This is a genomic window from Mesorhizobium sp. LSJC285A00 (assembly GCF_000503155.1).
Classification (GTDB): domain Bacteria; phylum Pseudomonadota; class Alphaproteobacteria; order Rhizobiales; family Rhizobiaceae; genus Mesorhizobium.
In genome coordinates, this window is record NZ_AYVK01000026.1 from 35,619 (window position 1) to 54,506 (window position 18,888).

Sequence of the window (18,888 nt, forward strand, 5' to 3'; positions counted from 1 at the left end):
GAGGATACGATGGCACGTGCAGTCACCACCCAACACAAGGTCATTGCGACAGGCGCCGCCTGGATCGTCGCGCTGCTGATCTTCTTCCCGATCCTCTACACGATCATCACCTCGTTCAAGTCGGAGCAGGAGGCCATCCAGGGCTTCGCGCTGATCCCGTCGGGGACGTTCGAGAGCTATACCGAGGTCCAGGCGCAGAGCGGCTACTTCAAGTTCTTCTTCAACTCGGTGCTGCTCTCGGTCGGCTCGACCATCCTGGCCCTGATCGTCGCGGTTCCGGCCGCCTGGTCGATGGCCTTCTCGCCGGGCAAGTGGACCAAGGACATCCTGATGTGGATGCTCTCGACCAAGATGATGCCGGCCGTTGCCGTGCTGTTCCCGATCTACCTCATCTTCCGCGATGCCGGACTGCTCGACAGCCGCATCGGCCTGATGATCATGCTGATGCTGATCAACCTGCCGATCGTGATCTGGATGCTCTACACCTACTTCCGCGAAATCCCCGGCGAGATCCTGGAAGCGGCACGCATGGACGGCGCCACCCTGTGGGGCGAGATCGTCTATGTGCTGACCCCCATGGCCGTGCCGGGCATCGCCTCGACCATGCTGCTCAACATCATCCTGGCGTGGAACGAAGCGTTCTGGACCATCCGCCTGACCACCACCGAGGCGGCGCCGCTGACGGCCTTCATCAGTTCGTTCTCAAGCCCGCAAGGCCTGTTCTGGGCCAAGCTTTCGGCGGCATCGACGCTGGCCATCGCGCCCATCCTGATCATGGGCTGGTTCAGCCAGAAGCAGCTGGTGCGCGGGCTGACCTTCGGTGCGGTAAAATAACGGACGTTGCCTGAAGCAATCCGGCCAAATAACCCCTCGGGGAGGAAACCATGGGAAACATCACGCTCAAGAACGTCTCCAAGCATTTCGGATCGACGGTCATCATTCCAGGCCTCGACCTGGTCATCGAGAATGGCGAGTTCGTCGTCTTCGTCGGGCCGTCGGGTTGCGGCAAGTCCACGTTGCTGCGCCTCATCGCCGGGCTCGAGGACACCAGCGGGGGCACCATCAACATCGATGGCCGTGACGTCACCGGCGAGGCGCCGGCCAAGCGCAAGCTGGCCATGGTATTCCAGTCCTATGCGCTCTATCCGCATATGACGGTGGCCAAGAACATCGGCTTCCCGCTGAAGATGGCGGGCGAGGATGTGGCGACGATCGACAAGAAGGTGAAGGACGCAGCCCGGGTCCTCAACCTCACCAACTATCTCGAACGCCGGCCCGGCCAGCTCTCTGGCGGCCAGCGGCAACGCGTCGCCATCGGCCGCGCCATCGTGCGCCAGCCCTCGGCATTCCTGTTCGACGAGCCGCTGTCCAACCTCGATGCCGCACTGCGCGGCACCATGCGTCTGGAAATCAGCGAGCTGCACCACCAGCTCAAGACGACGATGGTCTACGTCACCCACGACCAGATCGAGGCCATGACCATGGCCGACAAGATCGTCGTGCTCAACGCCGGCAACATCGAACAGGTCGGCTCGCCGATGGAACTCTACAAGTCGCCGAAGAACCTGTTTGTCGCCGGCTTCATCGGTTCGCCGAAGATGAATCTGATCGAAGGCGCGCCGGCGGCCAAATACAACGCCAAGACCATCGGCATCCGTCCCGAGCACATGGGGATATCGACCACGGCGGGCGACTGGAAAGCCCTTGTCGGCGTCGCCGAGCATCTTGGATCCGACACCTTCCTGCATGTCCAGGCTGACGGCGTCGGTCCGCTGACCGTGCGCGCCGATGGCGAAATGCCCGTCCGTCACGGCGACACCATTTACCTCACCCCCGACAAGGTCCGGATGCATCGCTTCGGCCCCGACGGAAAGGCGCTGACGCAGTGAGGCTGAAAGGCAAATCGGCGCTGGTCACCGGATCAGCACGCGGCATCGGCAAGGCCTTCGCCGAAGCTTATGTGCGTGAGGGTGCGACCGTCGCCATTGCCGATATCAATCTGGCGGCTGCCGAAAAGACAGCCTCCGAGATCGGCGCCAACGCCTATCCGGTCAGGCTCGACGTCAGCGACCTCGCTTCGATCGAGGCGGCGGTGAAGGCGGTCGAAACAAAGACCGGCGGCCTCGACATCCTGATCAACAATGCTGCCTTGTTCGACCTGGCGCCGATCGTCGAGATCACCAAAGCGAGCTACGACAAATTGTTCTCCGTCAACGTCGCCGGCACCTTGTTCATGCTGCAGGCAGCGGCACGTTCGATGATCGCAAGGGGCAAGGGCGGCAGGATCATCAACATCGCCAGCCAGGCCGGACGGCGCGGCGAGCCGCTGGTCGCCGTCTATTGCGCCACCAAGGCCGCGGTGATTTCGCTGACCCAGTCCGCCGGGCTCGACCTGATCAAGCACCGCATCAACGTCAATGGCATCGCGCCCGGCGTCGTCGACAGCGATATGTGGGATGAGGTCGATGCGCTGTTTGCCAAATATGAGAACCGGCCGAAGGGCGAGAAGAAGCGGCTGGTCGGCGAGGGCGTGCCCTATGGCCGCATGGGCAAGCCGGAGGACCTGACCGGCATGGCGGTGTTCCTGGCCAGCGACGCCGCCGAATACATCGTCGCCCAGACCTACAATGTCGATGGCGGCCAATGGATGAGTTGATGGGCCGGGATCACGAAGGCCGCAGCCCGGCCAAAAGGGTAGAAAAATGACCGTGAAACTCTCCTCCTCGATCCTCTCGGAACTCCCCGCCAAGGTCGCCGGTCCCAGATATGATCGCTCCAGGCTCAAACCCGGTATCGTCCATTTCGGCGTCGGCAATTTCCATCGCTCGCATCAGGCGGTCTATCTCGACGATCTCTTCAATGCAGGGATCGGCCATGACTGGGCGCTGGTCGGCGCCGGAGTCTTCGAGGGCGAAAAGCTCGGCCGTTCCAAGCTGCAGGAGCAGGACTGGCTGACCACCGTGGTCGAGCAGGATTCCGACCATATGAGCGCCCGCGTCACCGGCGTCATGATCGACTTCCTGACGCCCGGCGATGCCGATGCCATCATCGACCAGCTCGCCGAGCCGGCGATCAAGATCGTCTCGCTGACCATCACGGAAGGCGGTTATTTCATCGATCCGGCCTCCGGCAAGTTCAACCCGACCCACCCCGACATCGTCGCCGACGCACAGGCAGGCACGACGCCGAAGACGGTGTTCGGCCTCATCCTTGCGGGCCTGATGCGCCGCCGGGCCGACGGCATCGTGCCGTTCACCGTCATGTCCTGCGACAACATCCCTCACAATGGCCATGTCACCTCGGATGGCGTCATCGGGCTGGCCCGGCTGATCGATGAGGATCTGGCAAACTGGGTCAGCGACAATGTCGCCTTTCCCAACGGCATGGTCGACCGCATCACCCCCGCCACCTCCGACCGCGAGCGCGGCATTCTCGCCACCGAGTTCGGCCTCGAGGACAACTGGCCGGTGTTCTGCGAGCCGTTCAGGCAATGGGTGCTGGAAGACCGTTTCACCGACGGCCGCCCGCCGCTGGAAAAGGTCGGTGTGCAATTCGTGAGGGATGTCGCGCCCTATGAGCTGATGAAGATCCGCATCCTCAATGGCGGTCATGCCACGATCGCTTATCCCGCAGGGTTGATGGACATCCATTTCGTCCATGAGGCGATGCAGGAGCCGCTGGTGCGCGGCTTCCTCGCCAAGCTCGAGCATGACGAGATCATCCCGACCGTGCCGCCGGTGCCGGACACCGTGCTGGAGGATTATTACCAGCTCATCGAGCACCGCTTTTCCAACCCCAAGATCGGCGACACCATCCGCCGGCTTTGCCTCGACGGTTCCAACCGGCAGCCGAAATTCATCATCCCGACCATCGCCGACCGGCTGAAAGCCGGGAAGAGCGTTGCGGGTCTCGCGCTGGAATCGGCGCTGTGGTGCCGCTATTGCTTCGGCACCACCGACAGCGGCGCCGACATCGAAGCCAACGATCCCAGCTGGGACCGGCTGCAGGCAACCGCCAAGGCGGCGAAGGACAAGCCCGGCGCCTGGCTTGCGATGGAGGACATCTATGGCGATGTCGGCCGCTCGGCGCCGTTCGCCGAGGCCTTTGCCCATGCGCTCAACGTCTTGTGGGCGAATGGCACGCGCGCGACGCTGACGCGCTACATCTCCGGCAAGCTCTGACGCCAGCCGCAATGACGCCCGAACTGGTCATCTTCGACTGTGACGGCGTGCTGGTCGACAGCGAGGCGCTGTCGGTTTCGGCTCTGCTCGGCATGATCTCTGCCGCCGGGGGCTCGGTCAGCGAAGATACCGCCTACGAGCATTTCTTAGGCAAGAGCATGAAGAGCGTGCGCGAGATACTTCTTCGCGATTTCACCATCGACATCACCGACGTGCATCTGACCGACATGCGCGTCGAACTGATGCGCAAATTCCGCGAGGAGCTGAAGCCGATTCCCGGCATCAGCGACATCCTGCCGAGGCTGGGCATTCCCTGCTGCGTCGCCTCTTCCGGCACGCTCGACCGCATTCGCTATGCGCTCGACGTTACCGGCCTGCTCGGCCTGCTCGAGCCCCATCTGTTCAGCGCCGCCATGGTCCCGCGCGGCAAGCCGGCGCCGGATCTTTTTCTCCATGCCGCCGCCGCCATGGGCGCGCATCCCGGTAATTGCATCGTAATCGAGGACAGCCCTGCCGGCATCGCGGCGGCGCGTGCGGCCGGCATGCGCGTCTTTGCTTTCACCGGCGGTTCGCACGCCGGCAACCCGGCCTTGAAAGCGCGGCTTGCGTCGAGTGAACCGGACTTTATATTCGCGGACATGCTGCAATTGCCCGATCTGATTGCAGGCTAGAGCATGATGCCAAAAGTGTGAAGCGGTTTTCGGACGACATCATGCTCTACTTCTTTGATTTAGAGACGGATTCAGATTTCAGGTCGAACAGACCTGAAATCATCCGGCTCTAGGGAGCGAGAGTAAAAGCATCTTGACGAAAAGCTTCGTTTGCGCGGTCGATGTCGGCACCGGGAGCGCCCGCGCGGGCATTCTCGATACGTCAGGCACCTTGCTCGGCCGCGCCGAGCATCCGATCGTCATGAACCAGCCGAAGGCCGATCACGCCGAGCACAATTCGCAGGATATCTGGTCGGCGGTCTGCATCGCGGTGCGTGCCGCGCGCGAAAAGGCCGGTGTGTCAGCCGACGATATTGTCGGCATGTCGTTCGACGCCACCTGCTCGCTGGTGGTGCTGGACAGGAATGCCGGCCAGCTCAGCGTCTCGGTGACGGGCGAACGGCGCTGGGACACCATCGTCTGGCTCGACCATCGCGCCATCGCCGAGGCAGATGAATGCACCGATAGCGGCCACGCCGTACTCGACTATATCGGTGGCGTCATGTCGCCGGAAATGGCGACGCCGAAGCTGATGTGGCTGAAGCGCAATCTGCCGGGAACTTGGCATGAAGCCGGCTACCTGTTCGACCTCACCGATTTCCTGACCTGGAAGGCGACCGGGTCGCTGGCGCGCTCGCAATGCACGCTGACCGCCAAATGGACCTATCTGGCGCATGAGGAAACCGGCTGGCGCCGTGACTTCTTCGACAGGGTCGGGCTTGGCGATCTGTTCGAACACGGCAGCCTGCCGGAGAAGGCAAGTGCTGTCGGCGCCGACATCGGCACGCTCACCCCTGAAGCGGCGGCGGAGTTGGGCTTGAGCGAAAACTGTCGGGTCGGCGCCGGCGTCATCGATGCCTATGCCGGCGCGCTTGGCGTGCTCGGCGGCTTTGCTGGCGACGAGCAGAATATCGGCCGCCATCTGGCATTGATCGCCGGCACCTCGTCCTGCGTCATGGCGATGTCGCCCGACCCGCAGCCTTTCGCCGGCGTCTGGGGTCCATACTATGGCGCCGCACTGCCAAAGCTCTGGCTGTCGGAAGGCGGCCAGTCGGCTACCGGGGCTTTGCTCGACCACATCATCCGCTGGCATGGCGCCGGCGGCGAGCCGGATGCGGCCATGCATGCCAAGATCGCCAGGCGCGTCGCTGAACTGCGCAACCTTGAGGGTGACAAGCTGGCGGCGAGGTTGCATGTGCTGCCGGATTTCCACGGTAACCGCTCGCCGCTTGCCGACCCGCATGCGGTCGGCGTGGTCAGCGGGCTGACGCTGGATTCCTCATTCGACAGTCTGTGCAAGCTGTACTGGCGCACCGCCGTCGGCATCGCGCTCGGCGTGCGCCATGTGCTGGAGGCGCTGAACGAGAACGGCTATCTCATAGACACGCTGCATGTCACCGGCGGCCACACCAAGAACCCGTTGCTGATGGAGCTCTATGCCGACGCCACCGGCTGCGCGGTGATCGAGCCGCTGGCCGACGAAGCGGTGCTGCTCGGCACCGGCATGGTCGCCGCCACTGCCGCCGGCCTGTTCCCGGATCTGAACGCTGCCTGCGTCGCCATGCAGCAAGGCGGCAGAACCCGCGCTTCGAACCCGGCCGCTTCAGGCCGCTTCGACCGCGACTACAAGGTCTTCCTCGAAATGCACCGCCAGCGGCAGGCGCTCGACGCGATCGGCTAGAGCAATTCCAGGAAAAGTGTGAAACGGTTTTCCGTCAGGAATTGCGTACAGATTTAGGCTTCTCGCTGGCGCAAGGATGCGCCGGTCGCCGCGTCGAACAGATGCACGCTCTCCTCCTCGAATGTGTAGCGCACAGGCGCGCGCAACGCCGGGCATTCACGGGCCGATACCAATGCGCCGACCTCCTTGCCGCCGCAGGCGAACGTCACCAGCGCGTCATTGCCATGGAATTCGATGAGGTCGGCGGTGCCTTGCAGAAGGTTGATGCTCTGAGCGCCGGCGGTCTTCAGGTCCGGAGGCCGAACGCCAAGCACGGCGCGATCGACGCCGCGCAGATCGAAGCCCGAGCCTTCTATGGAGAAGGTCGAGCCGCCGCCTGTCAGCGCCCAGCGTTCGTCCTTCCGCCCGACGGCCACGTCGATGAAATTCATGTTCGGCGTACCGATGAAGCCGGCGACGAACAGATTGCCCGGCTGGCGATAGATCTCCGCAGGCGAGCCGATCTGTTCGATAACGCCATCCCTGAGCAGCACGATCCGGTCGGCCAGCGTCATCGCTTCGAGCTGGTCGTGGGTGACATAGACGGTAGTGGTCTTCAGCAACTGGTGCAGGCGGGCGATTTCGACCCGCATGTGGTTGCGCAGCTTGGCATCGAGATTGGACAGCGGCTCGTCGAACAGGAACACTTTCGGCGTCTTGATCATGGCGCGCGCAATCGCCACGCGCTGCTGCTGGCCGCCGGAAAGTTCGGTCGGCTTGCGGGCGAGGTAAGGTTCGAGGCCGAGCGTCGTTGCCACCGCCTCGACCCGCTTCCGGATCTCGGCCGGGGGCACTTTCTGTCGCTTGAGCCCAAAGGCGATGTTGTCGAAGATCGTCATATGCGGGTAGAGCGCATAGTTCTGGAAAACCATGGCAATGCCGCGCTCGCCGGGCTCGAGATCGTTGACCACTTTGCCGCCGATCGACACTTCCCCGCCGCTGATATCCTCCAGTCCGGCCAGCATCCTGAGCAAGGTCGACTTGCCGCAGCCGGACGGGCCGAGGAATACGACGAATTCGTGCTCCTCGATCGAGAGATTGAGGTCGCGGATGACGGTGGTGGCGCCGTAAGCCTTGTCGACATGGGAGCAAACGATCGCGGACATGGTCAGCCCTTCTCGCCGGTAAGAAGGATTTGCAGCTTGACGTCTTGCGGCTTGCCTTGCGCCGCCCGCTCGAAGGCCTCGATGCTGTCCGAGAAATCATAAGTGCCGGTGATCAGCGGCTTGAGGTCGACCTTCCCCGAGGCGATCAGCTGCAGCGCGCGGTCGAAGATGTTGGCGTAACGGAACACCGTCTCGATGCGCACTTCCTTGGAGATCGCCGCCGGAACGTTGAGGCTGACCGGTTCGACCGGCAGTCCGACCAGCACCACCGCGCCGCCCGGCCGCACGACATCGAACAGGTCGGCGAATGCCTTCGGGCTGCCGCTCGCCTCGAACACGATATCCGCGCCCCAATTGTCGGTCGCGGCGGAGACTGCGTCGACCAGCGATTGCTCACCTATATTGACCGGCACGATGCCGGGATATTGCGCGGCAATCTTGAGCTTGGGTGCGGAAAAATCGGAGATCAGCACCTTCGAGCAGCCGCCGGCCAGCGCCGCCAGCGCGATCATGATGCCGATCGGGCCGCAGCCGACGACGACGGCGACGTCGCCAGGCACGATGCGGGCGCGGCTCGCCGCCTGCATGCCGATGGCAAAGGGTTCGACCATCGCGCCTTCGGCGAAGGTGACATTGTCCGGCAGTCTGTAGGTGAAGGCGGCCGGGTGCACGGCATAGGGCGCCAGCACGCCATGCACAGGCGGCGTCGCCCAGAAGGAGACGTCAGGGTCGACATTGTAGATGCCGAGCCTCGTCGCGCGCGACGACAGGTTCGGCACGCCCGGCTCCATGCAGACGCGGTCGCCGACCTTCAGCGTGCCGACATTGGCGCCGATCTCGACGATCGTTCCCGCGGCTTCGTGGCCGAGCACCATCGGAGCCCGCACGACATAGCTGCCGATGGCGCCATGGGTGTAATAGTGCACGTCGCTGCCGCAGACGCCGACCGTGTGGATGGCTATCTTGACATCGCCCGGTCCGACCTCGAGCGGCAGCGCGATCTCGCGCAACGACAGTTCGCCTTTTTTCTCAAGCACCAGTGCCCGCATCGGTAAGTCCTCGCATCAAGTCTTTTTTTGCCGGAAAACGGAATTCAGGAAGCCGCTGAGCACGCCGAGGAACAGCAGCGGCGGTAGCGACAACAGCACGACCGAGGCGTTGAGGATTCCCCACGGCACGTTCATGCCTTGCTGTGAAAGTTCGGAAGCGACGATCGGCAATGTCTTGGCGTTGGAACTGGACAGCATCAGCGCGATCAGGAATTCGTTCCACACCAGCACGAAGCTGAAGGCGACGGCGCCGATCAGCGAGCGCGCCGCTACCGGCAGCGCAATGCGCCAGAACACCGAGTAAGCGCCGTAGCCATCGACGAAGGCGGCTTCCTCGATTTCCTTCGGCACGGCCTGGAAGGCGGGAATGGCGAGCCACATGATCACCGAGATGGTGAGCAGCGAATAGGTGACGATCAGCGCCGGCAGCGTGTCGTAGAGGCCGATCTGCAGCCAGATCACCATCAGCGGAATGGCGACTGCCACCGGCGGCAGGAAGCGCAGCGACAGCACGAAGAACTGGATGTCGCCAGCGAAGCGATTGGGATAGCGCGCCACCGCATAGGCTGCCGGAAGGCCGAGCATGACGCCGATCAGCACGGCGACGCCGCAGGAAATGACCGAGTTATAGAGACCGGTCATTACGCTGTCGCGGCCGATGATGTAGCTGATATTGTCGAAGGTCGGGGTAAACACCAGGCGCGGCACGCGGGTGATGATGTCGACATTGTTCTTCAGCGAATTGACCGCCGTCCAGGCGAGCGGAAACACCGCCATGAAGCCGGCGAAGGCCAGGATGATCTTGCCGATGAGGCGGCCCGGTCTCATGCGATACGGTCTCATGCGATTCGACTTCATGCCTGCACCCGCTTCCACAGCATGGTGAACGTGATGACGGTGGCCATCATCATCAGCACCGCCATGGCCGAGGCGTAGGACACCTTGCCGGACTCGATGAAGCCTTGCGAGAAGGCGTACATGTCGAGTGTCTCGGTCGCCACGCCCGGCCCGCCGCGCGTCATCACATAAATCAGGTCGAAGGAGCGCAGCGATTCGATCATCTTGACGAACATCAGGCTGATCAGCGGCGCCTTCAGCATAGGCAAGGTCACATAGGCATGGATCTGCCAGCGTTTGGCGTGGTCGAGCCGCGCCGCTTCGATCGGCTGCGGCGGCAAGGTCTCCAGAAGCTTCAGCACGATGACCGCGAAGAACAGTCCCCACTGCCAGACATCGACCGAGGCGACGGCAAACAGGGCCGTCGACGGCTTCGACAGCGGGTCGAAGATCAGCCCGCCGGTGATCAGCCTGTAGGGATAGGTGGCGATGCCGTAGAGCGGATGATAGGCAAACTTCCACACGAAGGCCGCCGAGACACGCGGCAACAGCACCGGGATGATGAACAGCAGGCAGTAGATGTTGCGCAGCCGCGGCGACGCTACTTCGAACATCAGCACGCCGAGCCCGATCGCCACCATCATCGTCGCCACCACGGTGACGATTTCCCACTTCACCGAAACCCAGACCGCGTTGAGGAAACGCCGGTCGGCGAACAGGTCGATGAAGTTCGACAGCCAGACCCAGGAATAGTCCGACGAGCTCAGCTCGCGGTTCTGCAGCGCAATGACGATGGCGTACAGCGTCGGCACCATCGACAGCACCAGAAGAATGGCGAGCGTCGGAACCAGAAACGTCACGGGCAGGGAAGAGCGTCGGCGCATTGCCTATCCTCGGGCTGTGCCTTTTTGGGGAGAACCCGCGGCGCACAGTCCCGGCATCCAGTCGAATGCCGTGGACCGCGCGCCGCGGGCGGGAGGATTACTTCTTCTTCACCAGCTCGTTGGCGTAGGCCTCGAGTTCGTCGAGGCCGCCCTTGACGTCGGTGCGCGTGCCGGTGACCAGCTCTTCCAGGATGATGCCCCAGCGGTCGCCGAGATCCGGCCAGCGCGGATCCTGCCAGAAGTTCACCGCCGTCACCTTGCCGGTATCCGCAAGCGCCTGGCCGAGATCGGCGCCATAGATGTCGGCGAACTCCTTGCTGGACAGCACGCTGGTGCGGTTGAGCTCGCCGAATTGGTGCGCGTCGAGCCGGCGCTTCTCGTTCTCCTTCGACGTCGCCCAGGCGATGAACAGGCCGGCGCATTGCTTCGCGGCGTCATCGGCATTGGCCTTGGCGGCGATGGCGAGGCCGTGGCCGTAGCCGCCGCCGGTCAGTGGCGAGGGCGGCGGCAGGAAGCCGATCTTGCCGACCACTTGCGAGGTCTTCGGGTCGACCGCCATGCCCGACAGCGGCGTCGATTCGACCAAGATGGCAACCTGGCCCGACAGGAAGGCGCCGGTCGATTCATCCCAGCTGCCGGTCTGCGTGCCGGGCGCTGAAGCCTTGAACAGTTTAAGATAGGTCTCGGTCGCTTTGACCGCGGCCTCGGAGTTGAAAGCCGGCTTGTCACCGTCGAACCATTTTCCGCCATAGGCCTTGAAGAACGGCATCCAGCGCCAGACATTGGCGCCCGAGCCACGCGCGCCGCGCAGCGCGATGCCGTACATGCCCTTGTCGGGATCGGTCAGCTTCGGCACGTCGGCGATCAACTCGTCCAGCGTCTTCGGCGGCTGGATGCCGGCGGCTTCCAGAATGTCCTTGCGGTAGACCATCAGGTCGCCGCCGCCGGTCAGCGGCGCGAACCACACCTTGCCGTCATAGGTGGCGACCTTCTGCCGGCCCGGGTCGAAATCGGCGTAGTCGTAGTCAGCCGGGTAATAGTCGGTGAGCGGCACGATCCATTTCGACGAGGCGAACAGCGCCACATTGGCTTCGTCGACATAGTAGACGTTGTAGTTGCCCACCGTGGACGCATCGGCGCGCGATTTTGCCCGGCGGTCGTTCTCGTTGAGATAGTCGATCTGGAAGCTGGCGCCGGCCAGTTTCTGGAACTCGTCCTTGGACGCTTCCAGCAGCGTCAGCCCGTCACGCGGTTGCGCCAGCACCTTGACCGGCGCCGAGCAGACCGGCGCCGCCAGCGCCATGGTCGAGAGGGTCGTGGTAAGCATGAAGGCTGCGCTTATGCTCGCAGCGAGCCGAATTGGGTTCATTGATTTTCTCCTCCAGGAACAGTCGCAGGAAGCGGAAGTCTTCGGTTGCGCGATCCTCGCCATCGCCCGAGCGACAAGCCACCCATCGCCAAAATGAGGAGTTGCTAAAGGCCGCGCTAGAAGCCCCGTTGCAGCAGACCTGTACTTTTATGCATTGTGCGCTGCAAAATCCGGCCCGCCTGCACGGCCTCTGTCACATGAGTACCGATGGAGTGAGGAAGGCCGGTTTTCAGGCGCGCATCGTCATCCGCTGCTTCGACAGCTTGCGGTAGGATGACGGCGTCATCCGGTGCTTGCGCAGGAAGGCGCGGTTGAAGTTGGAGATGTTCATGTAGCCGACCTGGAAGCAGATGTCGGTGATCGGAATATCGGTGTCCGCCAGCAGCTTGCAGGCTTGCCAGAGCCGGAGCTTGGCGATGTGGTCGCTGAAACTGTTGCCGGTGTTTTTCTGGAAGAAGCGCGAAAACGTGCTTTCGCTCATCCCCGCCAGCTCCGCAGCCTCCGGCAGCTTCAGGTCCTCGGCGAAGTGCTGGAACAGATAGGTCAGCGTGCGCTGGATGATGTCCAGCGAGGTTGCGTCGAGCGCGGGTGAGAAATCCGGCGAGGACAAAAGCTCGTATTCGTCTGTCCTGGCCAGCAGATCGACCAGTTCGAGGAAGAGGCAAAACCGGGCGAGCCCGTGCACGGTGCCCATCCTTTCCATCAGCGCAGCGCCGTCGAGCGCGGCGCGGCCATGGAAGACAATGCCGCGCAGCGATCGCTCCAGGAACGGTTCTAGTTCGCGCAGCTCCGGCAGCAGTCCCGCCGAGCCGCGCAGCCGCTGCGGATCGAATTGCAGCACGATGTCGCGTCCTTCGATCAGCTCGCCGGGTTGCACCGATGTCACCCAGTCATGCGGCAGCCCGCCGCCGACGATGCTCAGGTAGCCCGGCCCGAATTCGCCGATGTGATCGCCGACCAGCGCGACCCCGGAAGACTTCCTCAGGAGATGGATCTCGTATTCCGGATGAAAATTCCAGACATTGCGCTCCCAGGGATAGTCGTCGAGCCGCCACAGGAAACTGTCGCTCGCCTCGGTGACGATGTGCTCGAAAGCCGGCACCGTGCGAGGGATCGCGGCCGTGTTCTTTCTGCGCCTGAATGCCATCGTCTGCTCTCCGGGGCGTATGAGGAAGCGACTGGTTTCGGGTAATCCGTAGCAGTCTGTCGCCCGCAAGTGAACGATGTCTGCCTCAGCGATTTCAACGCCGGCTCTCGATGATCTCAATGAAGCGGGCGAACAGCCCGGCCTGGGATTTGATGCCGAGTTTGCGATGGATGTTGCGGCGGTGAACCTTCACCGTTCCCGGTACGATGCGCATGGCTCTCGCGATCGACTCGGTGGAATGCCCCTGCAGCACCAGATCGACGACATGCTTTTCGCGCGGGGTCAGCGACAGGCTTTCCCAAATGTGGGCGCGGTCGAATTCGTTGACTGCGGCGATCGTCTCGCCCTGCTCCGCTTCGTCCTGCTCCTCGGCCGAAAGTGCGGTCCAGCGCAACCTGATGAAACCGATCACCGCCGGCGCCATGTCGCGCAGCAGCCTGGCATCGGCGGTGCCGAAGGGGCCGGAGGCCTGCAATCGCATCAGCGACAGCACCAGCGCATCCTTGCCGGGCAATGGCACGAAGAAGCCGACCTCCTCGGCGAGCCTTGTCTGACTGTAGTAGGTGCGAAAATACTCGCTGGCATAGAAGCGGTCGGGCGCCAGTTCGCGCATGCGCCAGAACCCCTCCTTGCGCTCCACCGCCGCGTGATGAAACGGGTCGAGCAGGTAAGGCCCTTCCTGATAAAGCGTGACGAAGACATGGCTCTCGTCAGGCGAGAAGGTTTCGAACAGCAACGGCGGCCGCGAAGCGCCGCGATAGCCGAAGATCACGCAGTGGTCGAAGCTGACATGCTGCCTCAACCAATCGACCATAGCCTGGCCGAACAGGTCGCGGCTGGTCTCTCGCGTTGCCGCGACAAGGGCAGCGAGCCGGCTGTATTCGTCGCTGCGAGATGCGCTCAAAATATACCCCCTTAAACCCGAAAATAGATCAGATATACCACCAGCGAGGTATATACTAGCCGCCATTGGCTCTGGTAGCGTCCTGAAATAGCCCTGTTGCTGGAGCCAGCACTTTGACCGCAGTGCCCGACATCGAGTTTCGCGGCGTCACCAAGCGCTATGGCGCCGTGACCGCTGTCAGCGGCATCGATCTGGCTGTGCCGCCCTCCGCCTTTGTCGCCCTTCTCGGACCGTCCGGCTGCGGCAAGACCACATGCCTGCGCATCATCGGCGGCTTCGAGCAGCCGAGCGAAGGCCAGGTGTTCATCCGTGGCCGGGACATGGCCGGAACGCCGCCCTATCGTCGGCCGGTCAACATGGTGTTCCAGCAATATGCGCTGTTTCCGCACCTCGATGTCGAAGCCAATGTGTCCTACGGACTGCGCCAGGCACGGCCGCGCCTGTCGTCGCAGGAAATCGGCCGGCGCGCCGGCGAGGCGCTCGAAATGGTGCGGCTCGCCGGCTATGGCCGCCGCAAGATCCACGAACTCTCCGGCGGCCAGCAGCAGCGCGTCGCGCTGGCGCGCGCACTGGTCAACAAGCCGGCCGTGCTGTTGCTCGACGAGCCGCTGGCGGCCCTCGACAAGAAACTGCGCACCGACATGCAGATCGAGTTGCAGAACCTGCAGCGCGAGATCGGCATCACCTTCGTGCTGGTCACCCACGACCAGGAGGAGGCGCTGTCGATGAGCGACTTCGTCTGCGTCATGAACGGCGGCCGCATCGTACAGCTCGGGCAACCAAGCGAGATCTATGACGAGCCGGCCGACCTGTTCGTCGCCGACTTCGTCGGCAAGACCAATCTGTTGAGCGGCAAGGTTGCCGGGCATACAGGCGATCTTGTCAATGTGGCGCTGGCGGACGGAACCGTCATTGCCGCGCGCAAACGAACCGCCTTGCAGCAGGGCGAGACCGTTTCTGTTAGCCTGCGTCCTGAATCGCTAAGCCTCGGCGCCACCAAAGGCAGCCCTTTCAAGGGCATCGTACGCAACCGGATCTTCTTGGGCTCGACGGCGGAATACGCCATCGAGGTGCAGGGCATCGGAACGCTGCTGGCCAAGGCCGACCATGTGATCGGCCATGGCAACCTCTTCAAGCCGGGTGAACCCGTCGCCATCGGCTTTGCCTCCGGGACGCCGCTGGCGTTTCCGGAGACCAAGAACAACGGGACCAACCAGAGGGTAGCAAAAAATGTCGAAATCATATCGTGACGGACTGCCGATTAGCCCTGAGAACTTCGTCGACCAGCTGATGCGCCTGAAGCGCGGCTCGATCGGCCGCCGCGACTTCCTCGGCCTCACCGGCCTTGGCATCGCAACCGCGGTGATGGCGCGCGAGCTCGGCATCATGCCGACGCCGGCCTTCGCCGCCGAAAACCTCGGCGACCGCATGTCGATCGCCACCTGGCCGAACTATCACGACCCGCAGACCTTCGAGAATTTCAAGAAGGACACCGGCGTCGCCGTCGAGGTCAACGTGTTCGGCTCCAATGAGGAGATGCTGGCCAAGCTGCAGGCCGGCGCCTCGGGCTGGAGCCTGTTCGTGCCGACCAACTACACGATCTCGACCTACAAGAAACTCGGCATCATCGATCCGCTCGACATGGCCAAGCTGCCGAATTTCGACAGCTCCCAGGAGGACCCGCGCTTCACCTCGGAAGGCACGATCGACGGCACGACCTACGCGGTGCCGAAGAACTGGGGCACCACGGGCTTTGCCGTCAACACCAAGAAGCTGGCCAAGCCGATGACCAGCTGGAAGGAATTCTGGGACGTCGCCATGGCCGAGGGCGATGGCCGCACCATGGTGCACGACTACCAGCTGACCACCATCGGCAACGCGCTGAAATATTATGGCTATTCCTTCAACTCGCTGAAGCAGGACGAGCTCGCCAAGGCCGAGGAGCTGCTGCTCAAGGTCAAGCCGCATCTGTTCGCGGTCTCGTCCGACTACCAGCCGGGAATGCGGGCGGGCGACGCCTGGATGACCATGTGCTGGACGAATGACGGCGCGCAGTTGCATCGCGATATCCCGGAGATCGCGTACGTGCTGGGCAAGGAGGGCGGGGAAATCTGGACCGATTTCTACGCCATCCCGAAGGACGCGCCGAACAAGCCGGCCGGCTATGCCTTGCTCAATTATCTGATGACCCCGGAGGTTGCTGTGAAGGAGCATCTCGCCAATGGCGCGCCCTCGACCGACGCGCGGGTCAACAAACTGCTGCCCAAGGAAGTGCTCGACAATCCGATCCTTTACCCGGCGGCCGACCTGTTGACACCGCTGGAGTTTGGTGCGGCGGCGACGCTGACCGACCCCGGCCGCGCCGAACTGATGGCGCGCTTCAAGTCGGCTTGAGGCTGGCCTGACGCAAACGGAAAACCGGCGGGCCTATGTCCGCCGGCATCGGGGCGGTTTCCATGCACGGCAACAGATTTCGGTATAACATCCTGACAGCGCTGCTGCTCGCTCCGGCTACAGCGTGGCTGGTGGTGTTTTTGGTGTTGCCGTTCATCGCCATGGCCGTGTTCAGCGTCGGCGAGCGGGCGCCGGAGGGCGGCTATCAGGCCGCCTTCACGCTGGCGCAATACGCCAATCTCCCGGCAAGGGCGACCGCCTTCTGGAACACGATGATGCTGGCGCCTGTGGGCGCGCTTGCCTGCCTGCTCGTCGCCTACCCGGTTGCCTACTATCTCGCCCTGAAGGCGCCGGAGCGCTGGCGGCTGATCCTGCTTGCGCTCGTCGTCATTCCGTTCTGGACCAGCCTTTTGATGCGCACCTATGCCTGGATGTACATTCTGGGCGGACGCGGCATTCCCGCACTGCTGGCCTTTGTCGGCATCGAGGATGTCAGGTTGATCAACACGCCGGGCGCCGTGCTGCTCGGTATCGTCTATGGCTATTTGCCCCTCATGATCCTGCCGATCTATGTCAGTCTCGAGCGGCTCGACCGAAGGCTGCTGGAAGCCTCCGCCGATCTCGGCGCGACCCCGCTCTCAACCTTTCTGGGAGTGACGCTGAAGCTGTCGCTGCCGGGCGTGATGACCGGCTTCTCGCTGGTCATGATCCTGCTGCTCGGAGAATACCTGATCCCGACGCTGCTTGGCGGCGGCAAGGTGTTCTTCATCGGCAATGCGCTGGTCGACCTGTTCCTGCAGTCGCGCAACTGGCCGTTCGGATCGGCCATCGCCATCACGCTGGTGGCGGTTTCGGTGGTGGTGCTGATCGCGGCAAACCGCATTTCGACACGGGTGTCGGGCGCCCGCAGGGTGGATCTGATCTGATGCGCGCCTTCGTCACAGCCGTCTTCGCCTTCCTCTATCTGCCGATCGCGTTGGTCGTGCTGTTTTCCTTCAACGCCGGCCGCCATGCCAGCGAGTTCACCGGCTTTTCGGTGCAGTGGTACGGCACGGCGCTGTCGAACCCGTTCCTGGTCGAGGCGTTGAAGAACAGCCTGTTCATCGCCACCACCAGCGCCCTTCTGGCGGCGGTGTGCGGCACGGCGGCGGCACTCGGCCTGGCGCGGGTCGGGCTCAGAACCCGCGCCGTCTTCGACGCGCTGATGGGTGCCGCGATCGTCGTTCCCGGCGTCGTCATCGGCATCTCGACGCTTGTCGCGCTGGTCCAGCTGTTTGGCGTGCTCAACCCGTTCCTCGCCTCGATCTGGCCAAACGACCAGCCGCCGCGCCTGTCGCTCGGCTATGGATCGATCATCGCCGCCCACGGCCTGTTTTCGATGGCGCTGGTGACGATGATCGTCGGCACGCGTCTCGCCAGCCTCGACCGCAACCTGGTCGAGGCCTCGAGCGATCTCTACGCCACGCCGCTGACGACGTTTCGCTCGATCGTGCTGCCGCAGATCATGCCGGCGGTGATCGCCGGCTTCCTGCTCGCCTTCACCTTCTCCTTCGACGATTTCATCGTCGCCTTCTTCGTCGCCGGCGCGCAGACGACGCTGCCGATCTATGTCTTCGCCTCGATCCGGCGCGGCGTGACGCCGGAAATCAACGCCATCGCCACCATCGTGCTCGTCGCCTCGGTTCTTCTGGTGGTGCTTGCCCAATGGCAGCTGCGCCAGCGCCAGCCGTCAAACTGAACAAGCCATCCAGCTGAAAGACAAATTCATGCTCCTCAAAGACCGCATCGCCGTGGTGACGGGCGCCGGTTCCGGCATCGGCCGCGCCGGCGCCATGATCATGGCCAGGGAAGGCGCGCTGGTGGTCATCGCCGACCGGGATAAGACCAGCGGCGAGGCGACAGCGGCGAGTATCCGCGCGGCTGGCGGGCAGGCCGAGGCCATTGTCACCGACGTCTCTGACGACGCGGCGGTAGGGCAGCTCATCACAGGCACTCTCGGCAAGTATGGCCGCATCGACATTCTGCACAATCACGCCGGCATCCAGGTCGGCGGCACGCTGACCGAGGTCGAGGTCGATGGTATGGATGCGTCCTGGCGCATCAATGTACGGGCGCAGTTTCTGGCCGCGCGGCTGGTCATGCCGGCAATGGTCGCGCAAGGCGGCGGCGTCATCCTCAACACGGCTTCGAATTCGGGCGTCTTCTACGACCGCGAGATGATCGCCTATGCCACGTCCAAACATGCCGTGGTGGCGATGACCAGGCAGATGTCGCTCGACTATGCCCGGCACAATGTGCGCGTCAACGCGCTCTGCCCCGGCTGGGTCGACACCCCCTTCAACGAACCGTTCATCGCCCAGATGGGCGGACGCGAGGCGATCGAAACCTATGTCCGCACCAAGATTCCGATGGGCCGCTGGGCGAGCGCCGAAGAGATCGCAGAAGCGATCCTGTTCCTCGTCTCCGACCGCTCATCCTTCATGACCGGCCAGGCACTGGTGATCGACGGCGGCGAAAGCATCGGCTGATCTAGAGCAATTCCAGGAAAAGTGTGTAACGGTTTTCCGTCCGGAATTGCGTAAAACAA

General features: G+C 63.2%; 18 protein-coding genes. 11 read left to right on the plus strand and 7 right to left on the minus strand.

Going from position 1 to position 18,888, the window contains the following annotated elements; genetic code table 11:
• Positions 1-9: 9 nt before the first annotated feature.
• The 6 genes from X726_RS148810 (at position 10) to X726_RS148785 (ending at position 6,572) form a co-directional block, all read left to right on the plus strand.
• Positions 10-834, plus strand: a complete 825-nt coding sequence (locus tag X726_RS148810; RefSeq protein WP_023671250.1) for a carbohydrate ABC transporter permease — start codon at positions 10-12, stop codon at positions 832-834.
• A gap of 50 nt (positions 835-884) precedes the next feature.
• Entirely contained in the window at positions 885-1,889 is a 1,005-nt protein-coding gene (locus tag X726_RS148805) for an ABC transporter ATP-binding protein (RefSeq protein WP_023671251.1), read from the plus strand.
• Positions 1,886-2,656, plus strand: coding sequence for an L-iditol 2-dehydrogenase (locus tag X726_RS148800; RefSeq protein ID WP_023671252.1), 771 nt, complete (start codon positions 1,886-1,888; stop codon positions 2,654-2,656). The genes X726_RS148805 and X726_RS148800 overlap by 4 nt, the downstream gene beginning before the upstream one ends.
• A 46-nt stretch (positions 2,657-2,702) precedes the next feature.
• Positions 2,703-4,181, plus strand: coding sequence for a mannitol dehydrogenase family protein (locus X726_RS148795; RefSeq protein WP_023671253.1), 1,479 nt, complete (start codon positions 2,703-2,705; stop codon positions 4,179-4,181).
• 11 nt (positions 4,182-4,192) lie between these two features.
• The gene (locus X726_RS148790) at positions 4,193-4,852 is read left to right on the plus strand and encodes an HAD family hydrolase (protein ID WP_023671254.1); all 660 of its coding nucleotides are present in this window, start codon (positions 4,193-4,195) and stop codon (positions 4,850-4,852) included.
• 133 nt (positions 4,853-4,985) lie between these two features.
• Positions 4,986-6,572 (plus strand): FGGY-family carbohydrate kinase, encoded by a 1,587-nt coding sequence (locus X726_RS148785; RefSeq protein ID WP_023671256.1) that lies wholly within the window; start codon positions 4,986-4,988, stop codon positions 6,570-6,572.
• Positions 6,573-6,625: 53 nt separating this feature from the next.
• Here the strand turns inward: X726_RS148785 and ugpC are convergent, their stop codons facing one another.
• From ugpC to X726_RS148750, 7 genes are all read right to left on the minus strand, one after another.
• Positions 6,626-7,717 (minus strand): sn-glycerol-3-phosphate ABC transporter ATP-binding protein UgpC, encoded by a 1,092-nt coding sequence (gene ugpC, locus X726_RS148780; RefSeq protein WP_023671257.1) that lies wholly within the window; start codon positions 7,715-7,717, stop codon positions 6,626-6,628.
• 2 nt (positions 7,718-7,719) lie between these two features.
• The gene (locus X726_RS148775) at positions 7,720-8,766 is read right to left on the minus strand and encodes an NAD(P)-dependent alcohol dehydrogenase (protein ID WP_023671258.1); all 1,047 of its coding nucleotides are present in this window, start codon (positions 8,764-8,766) and stop codon (positions 7,720-7,722) included.
• A 15-nt stretch (positions 8,767-8,781) separates the two neighbouring features.
• Complete coding sequence (locus tag X726_RS148770; RefSeq protein ID WP_023671259.1) at positions 8,782-9,594, minus strand: carbohydrate ABC transporter permease; 813 nt, start codon at positions 9,592-9,594, stop codon at positions 8,782-8,784.
• 26 nt (positions 9,595-9,620) lie between these two features.
• A complete protein-coding gene (locus X726_RS148765) occupies positions 9,621-10,487 on the minus strand; it encodes a sugar ABC transporter permease (RefSeq protein WP_023671260.1) in 867 nt (288 codons plus the stop codon).
• A 97-nt stretch (positions 10,488-10,584) separates the two neighbouring features.
• Positions 10,585-11,814, minus strand: a complete 1,230-nt coding sequence (locus X726_RS148760) for a sugar ABC transporter substrate-binding protein (RefSeq protein ID WP_031253438.1) — start codon at positions 11,812-11,814, stop codon at positions 10,585-10,587.
• A gap of 271 nt (positions 11,815-12,085) precedes the next feature.
• Positions 12,086-13,003, minus strand: coding sequence for an AraC family transcriptional regulator (locus tag X726_RS148755; RefSeq protein WP_023671262.1), 918 nt, complete (start codon positions 13,001-13,003; stop codon positions 12,086-12,088).
• 94 nt (positions 13,004-13,097) lie between these two features.
• Positions 13,098-13,907, minus strand: coding sequence for a LuxR C-terminal-related transcriptional regulator (locus tag X726_RS148750; RefSeq protein ID WP_023671263.1), 810 nt, complete (start codon positions 13,905-13,907; stop codon positions 13,098-13,100).
• Positions 13,908-14,020: 113 nt separating this feature from the next.
• On the opposite strand from X726_RS148750, the gene X726_RS148745 reads away from it, so the two are divergent.
• The 5 genes from X726_RS148745 to X726_RS148725 all read left to right on the plus strand — a co-directional run bounded on the left by X726_RS148745 (position 14,021) and on the right by X726_RS148725 (position 18,829).
• Positions 14,021-15,157 (plus strand): ABC transporter ATP-binding protein, encoded by a 1,137-nt coding sequence (locus X726_RS148745; RefSeq protein WP_023671264.1) that lies wholly within the window; start codon positions 14,021-14,023, stop codon positions 15,155-15,157.
• Entirely contained in the window at positions 15,138-16,301 is a 1,164-nt protein-coding gene (locus X726_RS148740) for a spermidine/putrescine ABC transporter substrate-binding protein (RefSeq protein WP_023671265.1), read from the plus strand. The genes X726_RS148745 and X726_RS148740 overlap by 20 nt, the downstream gene beginning before the upstream one ends.
• A gap of 62 nt (positions 16,302-16,363) precedes the next feature.
• Positions 16,364-17,227 carry an ABC transporter permease gene (locus X726_RS148735; protein WP_023671266.1) on the plus strand — a complete coding sequence of 288 codons (864 nt, stop codon included), beginning with the start codon at positions 16,364-16,366 and terminating at the stop codon, positions 17,225-17,227.
• A complete protein-coding gene (locus X726_RS148730) occupies positions 17,227-18,039 on the plus strand; it encodes an ABC transporter permease (protein WP_023671267.1) in 813 nt (270 codons plus the stop codon). Before X726_RS148735 ends, X726_RS148730 begins: the two co-directional genes overlap by 1 nt.
• Positions 18,040-18,067: 28 nt before the next feature.
• Positions 18,068-18,829 carry a glucose 1-dehydrogenase gene (locus tag X726_RS148725; RefSeq protein WP_023671268.1) on the plus strand — a complete coding sequence of 254 codons (762 nt, stop codon included), beginning with the start codon at positions 18,068-18,070 and terminating at the stop codon, positions 18,827-18,829.
• Positions 18,830-18,888: the final 59 nt, after the last annotated feature.